The 17265-nt window shown below is 56.4% G+C and carries 18 protein-coding genes and 1 tRNA gene; all 19 read right to left on the bottom strand.

What is annotated here, in order from left to right:
* Window positions 1-115: 115 nt before the first annotated feature.
* The 19 genes from M3668_RS09300 to M3668_RS09210 all read right to left on the bottom strand — a co-directional run bounded on the left by M3668_RS09300 (window position 116) and on the right by M3668_RS09210 (window position 16929).
* On the bottom strand, window positions 116-700 hold the full coding sequence (locus M3668_RS09300; RefSeq protein WP_251380574.1) for a copper resistance CopC family protein: 585 nt from the start codon (window positions 698-700) through the stop codon (window positions 116-118).
* Between the two features lie 31 nt (window positions 701-731).
* Window positions 732-1307, bottom strand: coding sequence for a hypothetical protein (locus M3668_RS09295; RefSeq protein ID WP_251380573.1), 576 nt, complete (start codon window positions 1305-1307; stop codon window positions 732-734).
* Between the two features lie 160 nt (window positions 1308-1467).
* A complete protein-coding gene (locus tag M3668_RS09290; protein ID WP_237204185.1) occupies window positions 1468-1755 on the bottom strand; it encodes an HU family DNA-binding protein in 288 nt (95 codons plus the stop codon).
* 85 nt (window positions 1756-1840) lie between these two features.
* Window positions 1841-2146, bottom strand: a complete 306-nt coding sequence (gene rpsN, locus M3668_RS09285) for a 30S ribosomal protein S14 (RefSeq protein WP_237204183.1) — start codon at window positions 2144-2146, stop codon at window positions 1841-1843.
* Window positions 2147-2148: 2 nt separating this feature from the next.
* The gene (rpmG, locus tag M3668_RS09280; protein WP_185173514.1) at window positions 2149-2319 is read right to left on the bottom strand and encodes a 50S ribosomal protein L33; all 171 of its coding nucleotides are present in this window, start codon (window positions 2317-2319) and stop codon (window positions 2149-2151) included.
* A gap of 2 nt (window positions 2320-2321) precedes the next feature.
* Window positions 2322-2558, bottom strand: a complete 237-nt coding sequence (rpmB, locus tag M3668_RS09275; protein WP_237204168.1) for a 50S ribosomal protein L28 — start codon at window positions 2556-2558, stop codon at window positions 2322-2324.
* A gap of 542 nt (window positions 2559-3100) precedes the next feature.
* Window positions 3101-3913, bottom strand: coding sequence for an SGNH/GDSL hydrolase family protein (locus M3668_RS09270; protein WP_251380572.1), 813 nt, complete (start codon window positions 3911-3913; stop codon window positions 3101-3103).
* A 64-nt stretch (window positions 3914-3977) separates the two neighbouring features.
* Window positions 3978-5042, bottom strand: a complete 1065-nt coding sequence (locus tag M3668_RS09265) for a siderophore-interacting protein (protein WP_251380571.1) — start codon at window positions 5040-5042, stop codon at window positions 3978-3980.
* On the bottom strand, window positions 5026-5862 hold the full coding sequence (locus M3668_RS09260; protein WP_251380570.1) for an ABC transporter ATP-binding protein: 837 nt from the start codon (window positions 5860-5862) through the stop codon (window positions 5026-5028). Before M3668_RS09260 ends, M3668_RS09265 begins: the two co-directional genes overlap by 17 nt.
* On the bottom strand, window positions 5859-6905 hold the full coding sequence (locus M3668_RS09255; protein ID WP_251380569.1) for a FecCD family ABC transporter permease: 1047 nt from the start codon (window positions 6903-6905) through the stop codon (window positions 5859-5861). The genes M3668_RS09260 and M3668_RS09255 overlap by 4 nt, the downstream gene beginning before the upstream one ends.
* Window positions 6905-7945: a FecCD family ABC transporter permease gene (locus M3668_RS09250; protein WP_251380568.1), complete on the bottom strand. Its 1041-nt coding sequence runs from the start codon at window positions 7943-7945 to the stop codon at window positions 6905-6907. Before M3668_RS09250 ends, M3668_RS09255 begins: the two co-directional genes overlap by 1 nt.
* 64 nt (window positions 7946-8009) lie before the next feature.
* Entirely contained in the window at window positions 8010-9050 is a 1041-nt protein-coding gene (locus M3668_RS09245; RefSeq protein WP_251380567.1) for an ABC transporter substrate-binding protein, read from the bottom strand.
* Window positions 9051-9275: 225 nt separating this feature from the next.
* Entirely contained in the window at window positions 9276-11468 is a 2193-nt protein-coding gene (locus M3668_RS09240) for an acyltransferase family protein (protein ID WP_251380566.1), read from the bottom strand.
* Window positions 11469-11930: 462 nt separating this feature from the next.
* Window positions 11931-12004, bottom strand: a tRNA-Thr gene (locus M3668_RS09235).
* Complete coding sequence (locus M3668_RS09230) at window positions 11995-13278, bottom strand: ATP-binding cassette domain-containing protein (RefSeq protein ID WP_251380565.1); 1284 nt, start codon at window positions 13276-13278, stop codon at window positions 11995-11997. Before M3668_RS09230 ends, M3668_RS09235 begins: the two co-directional genes overlap by 10 nt.
* Window positions 13275-14033: a CbiQ family ECF transporter T component gene (locus M3668_RS09225; RefSeq protein WP_251380564.1), complete on the bottom strand. Its 759-nt coding sequence runs from the start codon at window positions 14031-14033 to the stop codon at window positions 13275-13277. The genes M3668_RS09230 and M3668_RS09225 overlap by 4 nt, the downstream gene beginning before the upstream one ends.
* The gene (locus tag M3668_RS09220) at window positions 14026-14772 is read right to left on the bottom strand and encodes an ECF transporter S component (RefSeq protein WP_251380563.1); all 747 of its coding nucleotides are present in this window, start codon (window positions 14770-14772) and stop codon (window positions 14026-14028) included. Before M3668_RS09220 ends, M3668_RS09225 begins: the two co-directional genes overlap by 8 nt.
* A 142-nt stretch (window positions 14773-14914) precedes the next feature.
* Window positions 14915-15904 (bottom strand): nucleoside hydrolase, encoded by a 990-nt coding sequence (locus tag M3668_RS09215; RefSeq protein WP_251380562.1) that lies wholly within the window; start codon window positions 15902-15904, stop codon window positions 14915-14917.
* A 143-nt stretch (window positions 15905-16047) separates the two neighbouring features.
* Window positions 16048-16929 carry a DsbA family protein gene (locus M3668_RS09210; protein ID WP_251380561.1) on the bottom strand — a complete coding sequence of 294 codons (882 nt, stop codon included), beginning with the start codon at window positions 16927-16929 and terminating at the stop codon, window positions 16048-16050.
* Window positions 16930-17265 lie beyond the last annotated feature (336 nt).

Here is a 17265-nt window from a genome sequence, read left to right as displayed (position 1 = left end):
CTTCAGTGGTGAGGAATCCACCGTTCGTTCTTGTCAAGCCCCTAATGTTTGATACGATGCCCGCAGGTAGACGAGCTAAGCTCCAGCCTGTGGTGTAGAGCCGGTAATGGAAGGGCTACTTGCGCTTCTTTGTTTTGGCCAGAATAACGAAGGCAGCACCCATCATCGCCGCAGCAGCGGCCAGAAAGAGTGCCACTTTGGCGCCAGTGGACATACCCTGACTGGCGGCGGTGAGCGGTCCAGCGGACTGTGGTTGCTGCGCCTCTGTCTCTTCCGAAGCTACTGACTCAGTGCTCTGAGCCGCCCCGGCCCCTACGGTGTAGGTGAAGGTTCCTTGAATGGGGTGCCCGTCTGAAGAAACCACACGCCAGGTGACCGTGTAGGTGTCATCTGTTTCTTGCGTCGCTAAATCTTGGGTCACGACTGTGCCGTCAACCTCTGGTTCACCCTCGGTCACCGTCTCACCGGCAGCGTTGGTCACGCGAACCTGATTGGCACCGGCGACGTCCATGATGTCACCGCTATAGGTCAGCTCCAGCTCGCTGGGTGCTTGTTCCAGGGTGGTATCTGCGGCGGGATTAGTGCTCACCAGCTCATCGTGGGCGTAGGCAGGGGTAAAACCCAGGCTGAGTGCCAGCAAGCCGGTGGCTGTAGCTGCTCGAGCGTGGGCTGAGAAAGTATTTTTTTTGGCGTCTGCCATAGGAGAGTCCTTGCTAGTAAGTTCTGGTCATTTACGAAGCAAGGTGGGCTGGTGGGCCTCGCGTGACTCTGCTTTCTAACAGGAAGGAAAGACGGTGAGACCTAACAGCAAAGAAATGAGCCGGAGCTTTGACCCGAGTCACAATGACGCCGGTCTCTCGCACCGGAGTTAGCCCCCTGATGCTGGCATGGGCTAGGGCAGCTAGTGCTTCAAGTAGTTGCTCCCCGTAGACGAGCACGATGTAGGTCGCCAGTGCTGCAAGCGCGTGGCCTACCCACATATCCGCGCCATAGCTGTGGGGTTGGCTGTGGGCTACCACTGTCAGTTGGTGGGCATGGTGGCCTTCCCCGCTCATCTGCACTGTGGAGCCATGCGTGTATAGGGCGTGCAGGACACCTTGCCCGGTCAGCACACCGACCGCCAGGCTCGTTCGCGAGGTGGTGAATGCGGTTGCTAGCAGGGTGAGGCAGGCTGCCAGTGAAGTAGCAAGACCAAAAATGAGGGGGTGGGGCAACTCGCCACCAGCCAGGGTGTGGCTACTCGCCCCAAGAACGGTAGCCATGAGGGCAACGGCCCAGGCACGAAGCACCCGGTGCGCTTTGCTCACGACGCCCTCCTTAAGTATTTGGATCCAGCCGCTTCATTATCTCATAGATCCCTCAAGAGCCCTGAGGGCAGGTGGCAAAGGATATGCCGGTAAGTGTCCGATTAAAGAAAAAGGGAGCCACCCCTTGAGGGGTGACTCCCTTAGAAGTCTTGGCAAGAATTTACTTCTTGTTGGAGACTGCTGCCTTCAGCTTCGAACCTGCAGTCAGCTTGACGCCGTGACCTGCGGGAATCTGAATGGTTTCGCCGGTCTGCGGGTTGCGGCCGGTACGAGCTGCACGATCGGTACGCTCAATTGCCATCCAACCAGGGATGGTGATCTTCTCGCCCTGTGCAACAGATGCTTCAAAGACCTGGAACAGTGCATCCAGCACACCGTTCACTGCTGCCTGGCTGGTGCCAGCCTTTTCTGCAACCTCTGCAACGAGTTCGCTACGGTTCTTAGCCATGAAATGCTCCTCCTGAGACTTTCAAAAATTCTTGCGGCCTATAGGGTTAGCCCTGAATAGCAAGGCTAACCGTATCAGCTACAGATTACCAGCTTGACTTGGTAACACCGGGTAGCTCGCCACGGTGTGCCATTTCGCGGAAGCGGACACGTGAGATGCCGAACTTCTGGAAGGTGCCACGGGGGCGGCCGTCAATCTGGTCGCGGTTACGAACGCGAATGGGTGAAGCGTTGCGGGGAAGCTTCTGCAGACCCAGACGTGCAGCTTCGCGCTCTTCAGCGGTTGCGTTTTCGTCAACCAGGGTCTTCTTTAGTTCTAGGCGCTTTTCAGCGTAGCGTGCAACGATGACCTTGCGCTGTTCGTTGCGAGCAATCTTGGATTTCTTCGCCATGTTTAGCGCTCCTCTCGGAAGTCAACGTGCTTGCGGACAACGGGATCGTACTTCTTGAGAACCATACGATCGGGGTTGTTACGGCGGTTCTTACGGGTTACGTAAGTGAAGCCGGTGCCCGCAGTGGACTTAAGTTTGATGATAGGACGGACGTCCTTAGCCTTTGATGCCATGATTAGATCTTCTCTCCGCGTGCAAGAATGTCAGCAACTACTGCGTCGATACCGCGTGCATCAATAACCTTGATGCCCTTAGCTGAGACGTTCAGGGTTACATTGCGGCGCAGTGAAGGTACAAAGTACTTCTTCTTCTGCACGTTCGGGTCGAAGCGACGCTTGTTGCGGCGATGCGAGTGCGAGATGCTGTGTCCAAAGCCGGGAACAGCTCCGGTCACCTGGCAGACAGCTGCCATAGTTTTCTCCTCCAAATGTTGACGAAATGACGGTACGCAGTTGGCGTTCACTGAAAAATCAGCGATCAGCAAGGGCGTCCCGTCACCTATAGGTAGAGCACCGGGTTATTCTCCAAGGCTAGAGTGTCTGAGACTCAAGCTCGGGTGAGAGACCGAACCGAGCCTCCGCCGCGGGAAAAACGGTGAAGCTTAGGTGCACGAGAGGTGTTGCCACCACTACGAACAGCCTTAAATTCTAGGTAATTACGGGATACCACGCAACCTGTGAGCCAAAGGAAAAGCTTGCGAAGAGCGTCTTCACTCGGAGCGAAGAGCATCTCGCAAGCTAACATTTTCAGGCACAGGTCTGCGCATGAACCTTCCGTCAATTCTACCGCCTATCCCACTTTTCGCAAGTCAAGAACGGCTTTAATCCGCGGTTTTTAAAGGAAAGTCACACCCTCACCTGCGCCCATCCCGTTGGAGCCTAGGGGCAAATTACACGGTTGTAATCTCAACTGTGATGTTAACAGCTTAAGGCTTTTAATCCTTTTAAGAAGCGGTTAAGCTTCCTCTGCACCTGCCTCCGGCAGTGCGTCAAAGCGGGTCAGCTCTGGATATTTGGGGCTGATAGAGTCCCCCGAACTGGTGCCGCGCAAGCGTCGGCCGATCCAGGGCACCACAAATTCCCGGGCCCATTTTGCATTATCGCGGGCTTCTTGGATGCGGGTTTTACGGATAGTCTCCGGCACCACGGGCTTACCCATATTGATGTTCTCGGCGCTCAGCGTTTCTAGGACTTTACCGGCAACTACGGTATGTCCCGCAGCGTTCATATGCAGGCGATCTGGTGCCCAAAAACGAAAATCCAGCAACTCATGCGCGCGCCAGTAATCCACTACCGTCACGCCGCGGTTATCAGCTACTTCGCGCAACAGCTCATTGAAAAGAGCGATACGCGCACGGTTACCGCTAAAGAAACCCTTGGAGCCGGGGTCAAAGCCCGTCAGGGTAAAAACCTCGATACCCTCGTCTCGCAGAGCCTTAAACCCTTCGTCGTACCGCGCCATCAGGGCGTCCACATCAAAGCCCGGGCGTAAAGCATCGTTACCCCCACCTACCAGGCTCACCAGGTTGGGTTTCAGCTCAAGAGCAGCTGGCACCTGCTCTTCAATAATGGGGGTCAATAGGCGTCCGCGAATAGCCAGGTTAGCGTAAAGGGCATTTTTATCAGCCAGCATGAACTGCTCTGCCGCTCGGTCTGTCCAGCCGCGCACCCCGTTGGGGCGCTCGGGTGCGTCATCTCCTACCCCTTCGCTGAGGGAATCCCCCAGCGCAACGTAGCGGATGCTGTCTTCTAATCGTGAGAGAGGCACGGAATTTGTCTTTCAATGAGGGAAAACGTACGAAGACTACTTTACTCCCCCGCCCAGCAAGGGCTTAGCTTTCAGCTCGTCCACACTTCCAGTAACCCATGAAAGAGATATTTTCTTTAGCGATACCGGCTTCATTGACGCACATGCGGCGCAGGGTCTTGATGACCGAGGATTCACCGGCAATAAAGACGTAGGTTTCGGCATTTTCCTCTGCCAATCCCCACACCACTTCGTCAGCGGCGGTGGTGTCGGTGTAGTGGTAGGTTTCGGTCTCTGTCAGGTTGAAGACACTGTGCAACTCGTGGGCAAGGCGTTCACCTCGCTCAGAGTTAGGCTCCCGAAGCAGGAACTTGACGGTTAGCTGAGGCAGGCGCCGGGTCACCTCCTGCACATCTGAGAGCACGGCAAGGTTATCTCCCTGACCGGGGACTTCGCAGAGCACTGTGCCGCTGGCGTGAGCAGGCAGGGTCCTGAGAATAGAAAGCGTAGCGGGGGCTGCGGTTTCATCGGTCAGCATCAGCAGGTTATGGGAAGGGGCCGGGTTCCAGGAGCTCCATAGGCTACTACCCCTCAAAGGAGCGAGGAAAGATACCTGTTGCCCCACCTGAGCGGACGCCGCCCAGGCAGCTGCGGGGCCCAGCTGCCCGGCGTCATCCTGATGCAGCACAAAATCGATGTCAATTTCAGGCTGGACGCCGATGGGCAGCGGGCGTTCAAGCACGCTGAGGTCTGCCTCGGCAGCGGGGAACATGCCCAGTAGTGGAGTTTCGTCCATGCCAACAGCTGGCACCATGCGGGAATTTTGCACTGTGTAGGTGCGCATGTGGCCGCGGTCCTCCACCGGTTGAGCCATCCATCGCTGGCGCCAGGTGTCATCGAGTTCAATCATGGTGGGACCGCTCGCATGTGCTGGTGGTACCAGGAGCTTGATGTAGGCGTCGTAGACCTGCCCCGTCCCGTCCGAGATAGCGGAGGTAGCGTGGTGTAGCGAGCGGCCGGTCAGCGATACCCTCACAAAGTGTTCTGACAGGCGGCGCACACCGCTCACTGTTACAGGAAAGACGCCGTACTGGTTGATGGACTGGGAAACCTCGCGTCGGCGAACGAGCTTTTTAGTGGTTTCTGACATGAGAGTCTCCGTGGCTAGATACTGGGCGGCGGGCATGAGGGACGATAACGGTTGAGCCGTCTGCGCGGGGGTCAGTTACTGAGGCTCGAAGTCCAAAGATTTTCTCTAGGTTCTGCTCAGTCATCACGTTAGCTGCGGTACCGGCAGCAGCGATCGCCCCATCTTTCATAGCGATGAGGTGGTGGGCGGCGCGGGCTGCCAGGTTAAGTTCGTGGAGCACCATCACCATGGTGGTTCCTCGGACCTCATTGAGTTCAGCTAGCAAATCGAGCAGCTCCACCTGGTGGGCTAGGTCGAGGTAGGTGGTGGGCTCATCGAGCAGCAGAATGTCTGTTTGCTGGGCTAGAGCCATCGCGATCCAGACACGCTGACGCTGACCACCCGATAGCTCGGTGACCTGGCGTTCTGCTAGCCCCATGGTGTTAGTTGCTTCAAGTGCCCAGGCGACCGCGGCGTCATCCTCAGCAGAGTTACCGCGAAAGAGACCCTGATAGGGGTAGCGTCCGCGGGATACCAGGTCGGCTACGGTGACGCCGTCAGGGGCAATTGGGTTCTGGGGTAGCAGCCCCACTATGCGAGCGAACTCCTTACCGCCGTAGGTTGTCAGCGGTTTACCGTCCAGGGTGATGCTGCCCTTGGTGGGTTTGAGCAGGCGGGAGACACCGCGCAACAGGGTTGATTTGCCGCACCCATTGGGCCCAATAATGGCGGTGATTTCACCGGTCGGTATATCCAAGCTCAAGTTAGGAACGATGGTCTGGTTGCCATAGCCCAGTGCAAGGTTTTTCATAGCCAGCTGGCGAGGGGTTACCTTTTTCATGCTTTGCCTTCTTTCTGCGAACGGGCAAGGAGCCAGATGAGCAGGGGGGCGCCGGCTACGCCGGTGAGAATACCGACCGGCAGATTTCCGCTGGGAATCAGGTTGGCCCCGACAAAGTCCGCCAGCACCACGATGATGGCGCCTACCAGTGCGCTGGCTGTTAGGGAGTGCGGCCCGCCCTGGAGTCTGCGGGCTATAGGGCCAGAAACAAAGGCAACAAAGGCGATAGGCCCGGTTGCTGCGGTAGCAACGGCGGCCAGAAGAACGCCGAGGGTGATGAAGCCCCAGCGCACGGCATGGGTTCGAACGCCCAGCCCGTGGGCCAGTTCATCCCCCACAGCAAGGGCGTGCAGGTAGCGGTGTAAAAGAGCCACGGTGGGCAAAAGGATGAGCAGGGTTAGTGACAGAATGCTGATGCGGTTCCAGTTGGCGTTGGAGAGCGAACCGCTCATCCACAGTGTTGCCGTTTGGGCGTCACTGCTGGAGATACGGCTCATAAGGTAGCTGATTACTGAGCTGGCGAGTGCAGAAACACCGATGCCCATTAGGATGAAGCGGTTACCTGCGCCGGTGTCACCAGCGGAGAGCAACATAATGAGCAGGGCAACCACCAGCGCGAAACCGATAGCAAAAAGTGAGACCGAGAAACCGGTGAGGCCAAAGAAAACGATAGCGGTAACAGCGCCCAGCGAGGCACCGGTAGAGATGCCGATAATGTCTGGGGACGCCAACGGGTTGCGCAGCAGTAGCTGGAAAATAGCTCCGGCGGCGCCAAAGGCAAGACCTGCTAGGGCACCTAGGACCGCCCGGGGTAGCTTATCCTCCATGACAATGTAGCGGGCTCCGCGGGCATGGTCGAGGTTGCCGCCGCTCAGAAGAGTGAAAAAATCTGGGATGGTCACGGTGTAGGATCCCAGCAAAACGCGCACGGCGAGCGCCCCTAGCAGGGTCAGTGACAGCAGGGCCAATACCAGATGCGGGCGTTTACGGGCGGCACGGCGGATCTGGGTAAGGTGTTCTCTTCCAGTCAGGCTGACGCTCATTAGAGGTTGACCGCCTTTGCGCGGCGAACCAGGTAGATGAAGACGGGCACACCAACTATTACCGTAGTTACCCCCACCTGGACTTCCTGAGGGGGTAGGATGACGCGTCCAACGGTATCGGCCAGGATGAGTATCACCGCACCGAAGAGGGCGGACAGGGGCAGTAGAGCCCGGTAGTCGGAGCCCACCAGGGCACGCACCGTGTGGGGGGCCATCAGCCCGATAAAAGCGATGGGGCCGGCCAGGGCCACGCTGGTTCCCACGAGCAAGGTAATGGCGAGCGCCATCAGTAGGCGTTTGAGCGCAACGTTTTCCCCCAGGGAGGCTGCTACGTCATCACCGAGGGCAAAGTTGTTGATGGTTTTGGCGCCGCTGAGCAGTATGAGAGCACCGATGAGCAGGAGGAAGGCTCCCGGAGTGAGATCTTCTAGGCGGGCACCGGCAACGGTCCCTACCTGCCAGCGGCGCAGACTATCTAGCGCGTTCTGGTTCTGCAGAATCAGGGCGGTGGTGAGCGAGCCGAGGCCAGCTGAGATAGCTGCACCCATGAGGGCTAACTTGACGGGGGTAGCCCCTCCCCTGCCCAGGGAGGCAAGACTGTAGACCAGCACCGAGGCGATGGCAGCGCCCACAAAAGCCCAGGCTGCGTAGGCGCTGGTGCTCTGCACTGAGAAGAAGGTAATCCCGGCAACGACTGCGAAGGACGCCCCGGCATTGACACCCAAAATACCCGGATCGCCCAGAGGGTTTCGGGTCACACCCTGCATGCCGGCACCGGCAAGGGCTAGAGCTGCCCCCACCATCGCTGCCCACAGGGTGCGTACCAGGCGCTGGGAGAGGACCGCGGCGTCCGTCTGCCCCAGATTTTCGCTACCGGTGAGGTAGGTCAGGACCGTATTGAAGCTGATGGCGCGGGCTCCCACCGTAAAGGAAAGAACCGCTGCTGCGCCAAAAACCACCAAGAGGACCAGCAGAACTACTGCTCGTTTCTGGGTGGAGGCTGGCACCGAATGGCGCTGGGCTAAACGAAATGGCGTCATATGCAATCTGAAAAGACGGCAGAGCTAGGCCAGGGGAGCAAGACTCCTGGCTGCGGTGCTGTCTCTAGCTCTTGTCAGCCACTGCTGAAAGCTTCTGCAGGGTCTGGGTTTCGGTAAGCACCCAGTTCAGTGATAGAGGTGAGGCCGCTGATACAGCGATAGATACAGCGTTATCAGTTTCAACCACTAGCCCACCGTCGGCTACTGCGGGCATCTGAGAGAAGAGGGAATCTGCCTTGATATCTGCTTCATCGGATGCCGAGGTGCCCCAGGCCCACACAACATCAGCCTCTACCTGATCAACGACTTCACCGGAAACAGCGATAAAGAAGCCTGAGTCATCAGCAGTATTCTGGGTGATGTAAGGGCTGATCTCCATCCCCAAAGAAGTCAAGAACTGCGAGCGGGAATCAGTGGCAGTGTAAGCACTGAAGGTTTGCTCTTCAAGGCTGAACATGCCGGCGGCAAAGGTCTTACCGGAGAGCTGCGAGTACTGCGCTGCGGCGTCCTCAATGGTCTGGTGGGTTGCTTCAATCAGTTTTTGGGCCTCATCCTGCTTTTGCAGCATGGCACCTGCCTGTTCTACAACCTGTTCCCAAGACGCCGCGTAGGAAGCTACGCCTTCGGGCATAGCCACCACGGGGGCAATGCCCGAGAGCTTATCGTAGACTTCCTGGCTCATGTCGGTATAGACGGAGAAGATGGCATCGGGGTTGAGCTGAGCCAGGGCCTCGTAATCGGGGCCGTCGGTTTCATTGTAGAAGACGGGGGTTTCACCGCCGAGTTCAGCAAGTTTTGCATCAAACCAATCGGTAGAACCTGCTGCGTTGCCACCGTAGGTCACGGTGGGGGTACCAACCGGTACGACGCCCAGGTCAAGAAGGACATCTGGGTTCTTCCAGTAATTCACCACGGCCACACGCTGAGGTATGCTCTCGAAGGTGGTCTCGCCGAAGGCATGCTTGACGGTGTAACTCTCCCCCGCTGCGCCGGAGGAGTTGCTACTGGAAGTGTCTCCCGAGCCGGTGGTGCAACCTGCGAGTAGACCTGCTGCTGCGGTAGCGGCTGCCGCCTTGAGGAAGGCGCTGCGTGAGATGACAACCATTTCTGTATTCTCCTGGTAGAGCGGCCTAGCGATAGGAAGCGCTAGGAGTTGAATTAGGTATACCTAAACATAATAACAATATGTTTTTGTGCGCTAATCCGCAAAACGGTGTACTTGGTGCATACACTTACCAGCGAGGTTTCCAGACCTCAAGAAATAGTAGTTGCCTAGACTAAGCTCCTGATCAGGGCGCTTTTCTTGTCTATTCGCGCCGGTTTCTCGGGTTTATAGCTCACCATTTTCGGCGAGAGCCTCAGCAAGGACATCCTCTTCGTTGCCATAACCCTCAGACGAAGTGCCACCCCAGGGGTTCCATTCTTGGGTTTGAAGTTGTTGCTGTACAAAGGGAGAAAGGGTCTGCCCATAAGCTTTGGAGATGTGGTTGTCATCGATGTAGACAAAGACATTGCCCATGATGGCTGGGCACCAGCCCTGAGGGCAGAGCTGTTCGGTGAGATCAACAGAGAAATAGTTGGTATTTCCTATCAGCTCGTTATCTGGTGATGGCCCCGCCACTTTATCGGCACGGCTAGCGCCGCAGTCATAGAGAGAACGCATATTCTCCTGGCCACAGATATACATGTTGTACTCGTAGCGAGGATTGTCGCGGATACCAATAACGTTGATCCCTGCATCCATGAAACGCTGAACTGCCTCATCGTAGCGGGGCGGGGTGCCGTCGTTGGGGTCGTTAGCCATGCTGACCGATGAAATCAGCACAACGTTAGCAGGGTTCTGAGCAAGGATTTCTTCAATCATGGCGGTACTAAAGTTATTACAGTCCGCCCAGCTCGAGGTGGTAGGGAACTTACAGCCGCCCAGCAGGTAAGCCATCATGGTCATGTGGTTATCCCGTGCGATGGGGCGCATCATTGAGATGCTTTGCTCGGCGTGAGAGTCACCGACGATAATGGTTAAAGGGCCGTCTTCTGCACCCCACGCTTGAGCAGAACAGAATTGTTCCAGCTCTGGGTTAATAACGGCGAACTGGCCCGTGCAGCTCTCAGAGAGTCCATCAAATTGAGAGACTGGGTCTGCCAAGGGGACGGGGAGGTCACGGTAGCGAGCGTTAAGGTCTGACGCTAGTGCACCCGGGTATGCCGCAGAACCAGCAGTTTCAGCGCGAGCCATCGTTTCTTCTTCTTGCTTATTCACCCAGGCTTGAGCAGCGCTCAGAGGTAAGGAAGCCAGAGCCAAAAGTACGGCTAGAGTAGCAGCTGGTCTCCGGTAACCGGCTAGCTTTGAAGCCATAGAGGGTTTCTTAGCCCAGGGCAGCTGAGGCGCGTCAGTTGCCTGTTTCCTGCGCGCCCTCAGGAGAGGTTTCCTGTCCAGTGCTCTCATAGGCTTCTCAACGCAGGTGTGCAGCACCCAGGCCAGCGCAATCGACCCAAGAACAATGACGCTGCCGTCTATCCAGCCAGCTTGTTCTTTACCCACAGCAGTGGTGTAAAGGATGAGCGCTGGCCAGTGCACCAGGTAGAGGCAGTAGGAAATGGCGCCCATTTTTTGAAGGGGCGCGGCAGAGAGAAAGCGGTCTGCCCCAAATTTTGAATCGGTCTGCCCGGCAGCGATAACCATGGCACCCGAGAGCAGGGGCCAGAGGGCTAGGTAACCGGGGAATCCAGTTTCGATAGGTAACAACCACCCGGCGGAGACAAGTCCCGCGATGCCTACCCAACCCATAACGACACGGGCTTTGCGGGGTACTTGCCACTTAAGAAGGAGAATCGCCAAAAGAGCACCGGCAGCAAATTCCCAGAGGCGGGTGCGGGTGTCAAAGTAGGCGAAGGCTTGGTTGGTGGCGGTTTCTTTAATGGAGAAGGTGAGAGAGGCAACGAAAACGCTACCGAAGATGAGCAGAGCCACCCCGGTTGTTTTGAGCCGCAGGTACCACACTAAGAAACCAACAAGGGTGAAGAGGAGTGGCCAGAGAATAAAGATTTGTCCCTGCATGGAGAGGGACCAGAAGTGCTGGAAGGGTGTCTTGGTAGTGGCGTCCTGGGCGTAGTAGTCCACAGCGTTGTGGGCTAGTCGCCAGTTGAGGAAGTAAAAGACGGCAGCTTTGGCATCTGCCAGTAGCGAGCTCCAGCGCGAGGGCGCAACGATAAAGTAGGCAGCTATTAGGGTGCCTAGGATGACGGTGAGGGCCGCTGGTAGAAGTCGCTGGAAAACGTGCAGCCAGTATTTGATGACCTGGAGTGGTTTGCCGTCGTGTATTTTTCTTAGCGACGAGAGTGAAAGCAGGAAGGCTGAGATGAAGAGGAAGACGTCAACGCCACCTGAGACTCGTCCGAACCAGACGTGGTAGGTAACGACCAGTAGCACAGCAAGCGAACGGAGGCCCTGAATTTCGGGGCGGAAGCGGGGTTGCTCAATAAAACGTTCGTTTGAAGGGTGGAGCACTGGTTGCTTTGACATGTGTGTTGCCTTCCGCATGGGGTGGTGAGCCGCAACACGACTTTTATCCCGTGATGGAAAAAACCTAATTCGCTGGAGCAAATCAGGCTGTTTGGGTAAGTACGTTAGCACCTGGTGGGTGCTTGCGTCCTGCCCCGTGGTCAGCATTTAGTTTACCACGCAGGCATTTTGGAATAACGGGCACGCAGGTGCGTTCTTTTGCACAAAAGTGTCTTACTAACCTCGAGCTGGGGGTTAGGGAGGTGGAGGGTTTTATTGTGTGCGAGGAAACAAATCTGCGACCGAATGGTCACCGGTTCAGGTGCCACTCGATCGCAGAGTCATATTTATTTGTTCAGAGCCCCCTACCGGATTCGAACCAGATAAGGGAGCAGATTCCGAGCGCGCGAGGAAACAAATCTGCGACCGAATGGTCACCGGTTCAGGTGCCACTCGATCGCAGAGTCATATTTATTTGTTCAGAGCCCCCTACCGGATTCGAACCGGTGACCCCCTGTTTACAAGACAGGTGCTCTGGCCAGCTGAGCTAAGGAGGCGGGTGCCTATCTAGCATAGCGGATTGGGTGAGGCTTCGCATCTTGCTGGTTGAGGTAAGGTGCAGGTGGGTACCGTCCAAAGCTGTGTTGAGTGCCGGGTCGTGTGTTGCGATAACGAGGCTACCTCCAGCCCCAACGTGGGCTTGGAGAAGGTCGATTAGGCATTGCAGACCGTGATCGTCCAGCTGTTCGGTGGGTTCATCGAGTAAAAGGCAGGGCGTTGCCCCGGCAAGTGCGGACGCAACGGTCAGTAGCCGCTGCTGTGCGGGTAGCAGGTCAAGTGGGTGTATGTTCTCTTGCCCCCGCAGACCGATAGCAGCCAGCAAGCCTTCACGGACCTGCTGAGATGAGTCAGCTCCGGCACCTAGCTTGAGTTCTTCAGCTACGGTGGAGGATAGAAAATGGTGGGCTGGGCTCTGTGCCACCAGTTGCACGGACCGCACCCGCTGGGGAGCAGGTAGCGTGGCAGGTTTTTTCTCACCGGCTAGCACCACCCCGGACGCTGGGGTCTGCAGTCCAGCAAGGGTTCGTAATAGGGTGCTCTTGCCGCTACCGTTAGCCCCGCTTACCAGCAGCGTTTCGCCGCTCTTGAGCTGAAGAGATACGTTTTGCTGTAGTAGCGGCGCAGCTTGCTTGGTCCGTCGGCGACGCCGCACGGGTGTAAGAGGAGAAACCCCCAGTTCCTGAGCGCTTAGGGTGATGGGCTGCCGCGCAGGAAGCTGCAGGGCCAAAGGCTGATAATCGTTCTTTTCTTGGCCGAGGTCAAGCACGTGGCTGGCACTTTCTCTCTCACGAGCTGTGGGACGGACTGATACCCATAGCACCGGCCCTTTATAGGCACAGAGAGTTTCTAGCACACGTTCCTGCATGTGCTGATCTAATCCGCGGAGGGGCTCATCGATAGCAAGGGCAGGAGCACCCAGACTCAAGAGAGCGGCTAGTGCGACCAGCTGGGTTTGCCCGCCCGATAGCTTGAGCGGGTCAGCCCCCAGCAGCTCTTCAATCCCTAAGTCAGCGGCTATTGCTTGAACGGCAACGGTTAGCTCGTTAACGCTACCCACCCGTCGTTCTAGCCCCAAGGCAATTTCATCTGCCACCGTGGTGGCTAACCCACTCATATGCGCGTAAGGAGCGCAGGGCATATAGATGCCCCCGTGCGCATCAGCATAATCATGGGCTGCTTGCCTCTTGCCGCTACCATCCTGACCGGTCACCAGCACACGAACTCGCGGGTTATCGAGGTGCAGCAAGTCGCTGCTAGACAAGGCTGTCATAGTGCCACCCCATAACTGACCAAAGAGAGCAGGGCGCTTGCCCCAAGCACTGACCAGCGTATAAGAATCTGCCAGGTGCTATCCGGGGTAGCGGTTAGATAAATCCGAGGCCCTTTCTGATCAAGACCTCTATCAGCCAGGCTTCTTCCACGTACCTCCTGGTCCAGGAGCACTAGGTTAAAAAGCGCAGAGGCAGTCCGCACTCGAAGCCAGATTCGGTGCATTAGTTTTGAATCAGCAAGCCCCCTCGCCCGCCCCGTTTCTCTCGCAAGGTCTGCATAAAACCCCAGTTGCCTGGGAGCGTTGAGAGATGCACACAGCAGGTACACCAGCCGGGGCGGCAGATGCCAGGACGTCAGCGCACTACGAAGACCTAGAGGGCTGATCAGTAGCGAGAGTAGCGAGCAACTAGCTCCAAAGCAGAGAATCTGTAATGCCATCTGCCCTCCAAATGCCAGCCCCTCAGCAGTAACGCTAAAGAGGATGCCGGGCACCGGCTCCCAGCTGGTGTAGATAGTCTGACCCCTGTAGCTAACCGCTTGGATAGTCCAAGCTACCAGGGCAACCGGTAGCAGGCCCACCAGGCTAAAGCGTAGGAATTGTGTGAAGGCACCTGCAAACACAAAGATAATCACGAAAGCTACTAGTAGCATTCCCCGGGCACCTATGGGCAGGGGCGCAAAGGAAAGCAGTAGCCCGCTCAGCCCAAAAATAAACCAGGTTTTGGGGTGCACCCGGGTCGCGATTCTATGCATGAGTGCGCTGGAACTGTTGGAGCACCCGCGCCGGCAGTCCTCTGAGTAAGACCCAGGCTAAGAGGAAGGCAATGGTTTTATCTAAGGGGTCTGATAAGAGGGACTGCAAAGTGGTAGCCCCCAGAAGAGACTGACCTGCTGCCTGTAAAGTTGCGACGATGGATCCGGTTCCAACACCCTGCCCACCTCCAAAGACGAAGGCTGCGATGGGTGCACCGAGCAAGCCGGCGATGACCCCGGTAAGAAGCCCTGCTACCAGCAACGCCCACAGTCTCTTGTGTAGCCCGTAGCGCCCTGCTAGGCCAGCTAAAAGACCAATGGTTGCGGCCCCTGCTGTAAAAGGGATTGCTGTGGGATTGATGCTCAGCCCCCAGGCAAGATTGGTGATAATTCCCGTCAGGACGCCCGCAGCCGGCCCAGCCAGTAGACCTATGAGGACGGTAGCTACGGAGTCTAAATAAAGGGGTACCCCGGAAAATCCAATAATCTGTCCGAGGATAATATTGAAAGCGGCCGCGAAGGGGATGAGAGCGATGAGGGAGAGGGGTAACCGCGAGAGATTTGCGACGAGTAGCAAAACTACTCCTGCCGTGTAGCCCACCATGAGAGGCATTGACAGCGCTGCTTGTGCTTGAGCCGTGTCTTCTAGGTAGCCGGTGTAGTTGGCGCCCCCACCAGCGGTTAGCACAGCAAAGAGGTAGGTTGCCACAATAGCAAAGGCGCCTAATGTGCTGAGCACTTTTTGCCCCTTGGTCATGGGTTCTGCTGCGCCTTGTTTCTTTCTTTTACCGAGGGTCGCGTTTACTGGCGAGAGCCTCTGTCCAGATGTCGTATGCATGATTTCCTAATAAATAATCGTTCTTTTTGTAGGGTAGTTTTAGCTAAGTTGCCACCGCGTACCGTGCTCTAACGGTTGCGATGAAGTGTTCAAAGAAGGTCTCAGCGTCCGCAGCAACCAATGCCTTTGCATTGGGTTCTTTGCCCCAGCGTCCTAGCCAGTCGGCAACGGTCTGACCGCGGGTCAGGGTGCCGGTCAGCTCAACGTCCAGAGCCACGGGCAGGCTCTGAGCCAGAATCAGGCCGTTATCTAACGCCGTATTGACGGCAAGTGCAGTGACAAAGGGGTCATGCACGTGAGCAATGAAGCCTAAACCATCTGATTCATGAAATTCCATATAGAACTGCAGAGCCAGGTCTAGAGCCTCCAGTAGCGCACCTCCCCCAGCTGTCAATGCGGCTCGACGTTCCGGGGTGATGAGACTGTTTTCGGTGTGGTCTAGAGGGCAGAGTACCGGTGAGCAGGTGGCACCTGGTCTGTCGAAGGCGGTCAGCACGCTGGCGAGGGCTTCGGGGTCTGAATGCACGTTCCACTCTGTGGTGGGCATGGTATTACCGCGGTGGTTTAGAGCCCCACCCATGATGTGTAGACTGCCCAGTTTGCTGGGCAGGGTAGGGTCTAGCTCTAGAGCCAGGGCAAGGTTGGTGCTTGGTCCCAGGACAATCCCGTGCAGCTCACCCGGATAGCGGGCGGCGGTCTCTACCCACAGTTCAGCTCCCCTGCCGTGTTCTTTTCCGGTGGGCTCCTGCTGACCAGGTAGCACGGCATACCCGGTTCCCAGAGGTCCATGGGTTTCCTCAGTTGTTATCAACGCTTGGGCAAGAGGGTTGATGGCTCCTAACTCCCAGCGGATATGCGGTGCGTCCAGCAGTTGGAGGAGTCCGCGAATATTCCTGCCTACCTGTTCAGTGCTTACGTTTCCACCGGTGGCCACGATACCTTCTACACTTACCTCTGGGTGAGCAAAGGCGTAGGTAAGAGCTAGAGCATCGTCAATACCTGGGTCGCAATCTATCAGAAGGCGCAGGGGCAAGAGCTTCTCCTTGAAGAGGTAAAGAAAAAGGGACAGCTACAGACCGGCATATGGCCGACCCTGTAGCTGTCCCTACAAGTACGTTTCCCAGTTTATTGCATTATTTCAGTGTTCCTGAACAAATACGGGAGTGATGAGGAGCTTTAGTTAGATTCTTTAGCGTCAATCTTCTGGTTGATCCAGGATGAGAAATCTGATGCGGTGAACTGCTCACCATCTGCAAAGATAGTGGGGGTTCCGGAGATTCCGTTGGTGGATGATTCCATGGTCACAACGTTAACGAAGGGACGCCAAGTGTTGTCATTGACTGCGTCCTGCACATCAGCACCGTGCTTTGAAGCGATGTTCACGAGCTCTTCATTCGAAAGACCGCCGGTGCCCTGATAGCTAAAGATTTCCTTCTGGAATTCTAGGAACTGTTCACTGGAGACCTGCTCAGCCACGGCGAAGGCAACATTGTTAGCGCGGGCTGAATAGAAGCTGGGGCTAGAGGCGTCAAGGAAGGTCAAGTTGCGTACCTCCAGGGTAATTTTTCCGCTCTTCACCAGTTCTTCGATCTCATCACCGTACTGGGTCTCAAACTTTGCACAATGCACGCAGTCGTAATCCTGGAAGACGGTGACGCGGACCGGTTCCCCGTTATTCTCAGCTTCCTCAGCAGTAGCCACACCTAGGGGCATAGCAACTTCAGCGCCTTCTGCGTTGGTGTATTTGTTCTCTGACGTGCCTAGGTTATTAACGTCGCGGGTCTCTACAGTGCTGGTGTTTTGTTTAATGCCATCAGCTGTCAGGACGATACCACCGTACTGGTTAGCAGACGCTGGTACGGGTCCTGATTCAGCAATCTGGTTTTTATTGCCGTTAACAACTACTACCGCGATGATACCCACGATAAGTAGGACCACAGCAAGGACTGTTAGCTGAATCCAGCGAGTGGATGACTTGGATGATTTCTTTGCCTGATGCGCTGCCAGTTGGCGGGCGCGCTCACGGGCGTCAGTTGAGGATACGCTTCCCTTGGACACTGAAGGTGCTCACTTTCTTGAAGAAAACAGTTTAGAACAAGCCTACCGTGGTTTACCCAGAGAGTTGGAGCTAAACAGCGCATATCCCTGCTTTCCCAGGAAAGTATTGGGTTCGGGGAAAGCTAGCTTGTGGTGGTCTCTAAGAAGACGTACTTAAAATTAAAAGGGGGGTTCCCACCAAGAAAAAACCACCCAAAAAACACACACCCCACACACCCCCCTTAAAACAAAATAGCCCCTGCCCACAAAGGACAAGAGCTACCTCGAAAAAATAATTGCGGCAACGACCTACTCTCCCACACCGTCACCAGTGCAGTACCATCGGCGCAAAGAGCC

Source organism: Rothia sp. P100 (assembly GCF_023712425.1).
Lineage (GTDB): Bacteria > Actinomycetota > Actinomycetes > Actinomycetales > Micrococcaceae > Rothia > Rothia endophytica.
Note: the sequence above shows the minus strand (reverse complement) of the source record. Positions and strands in the feature narration are given on the sequence as shown.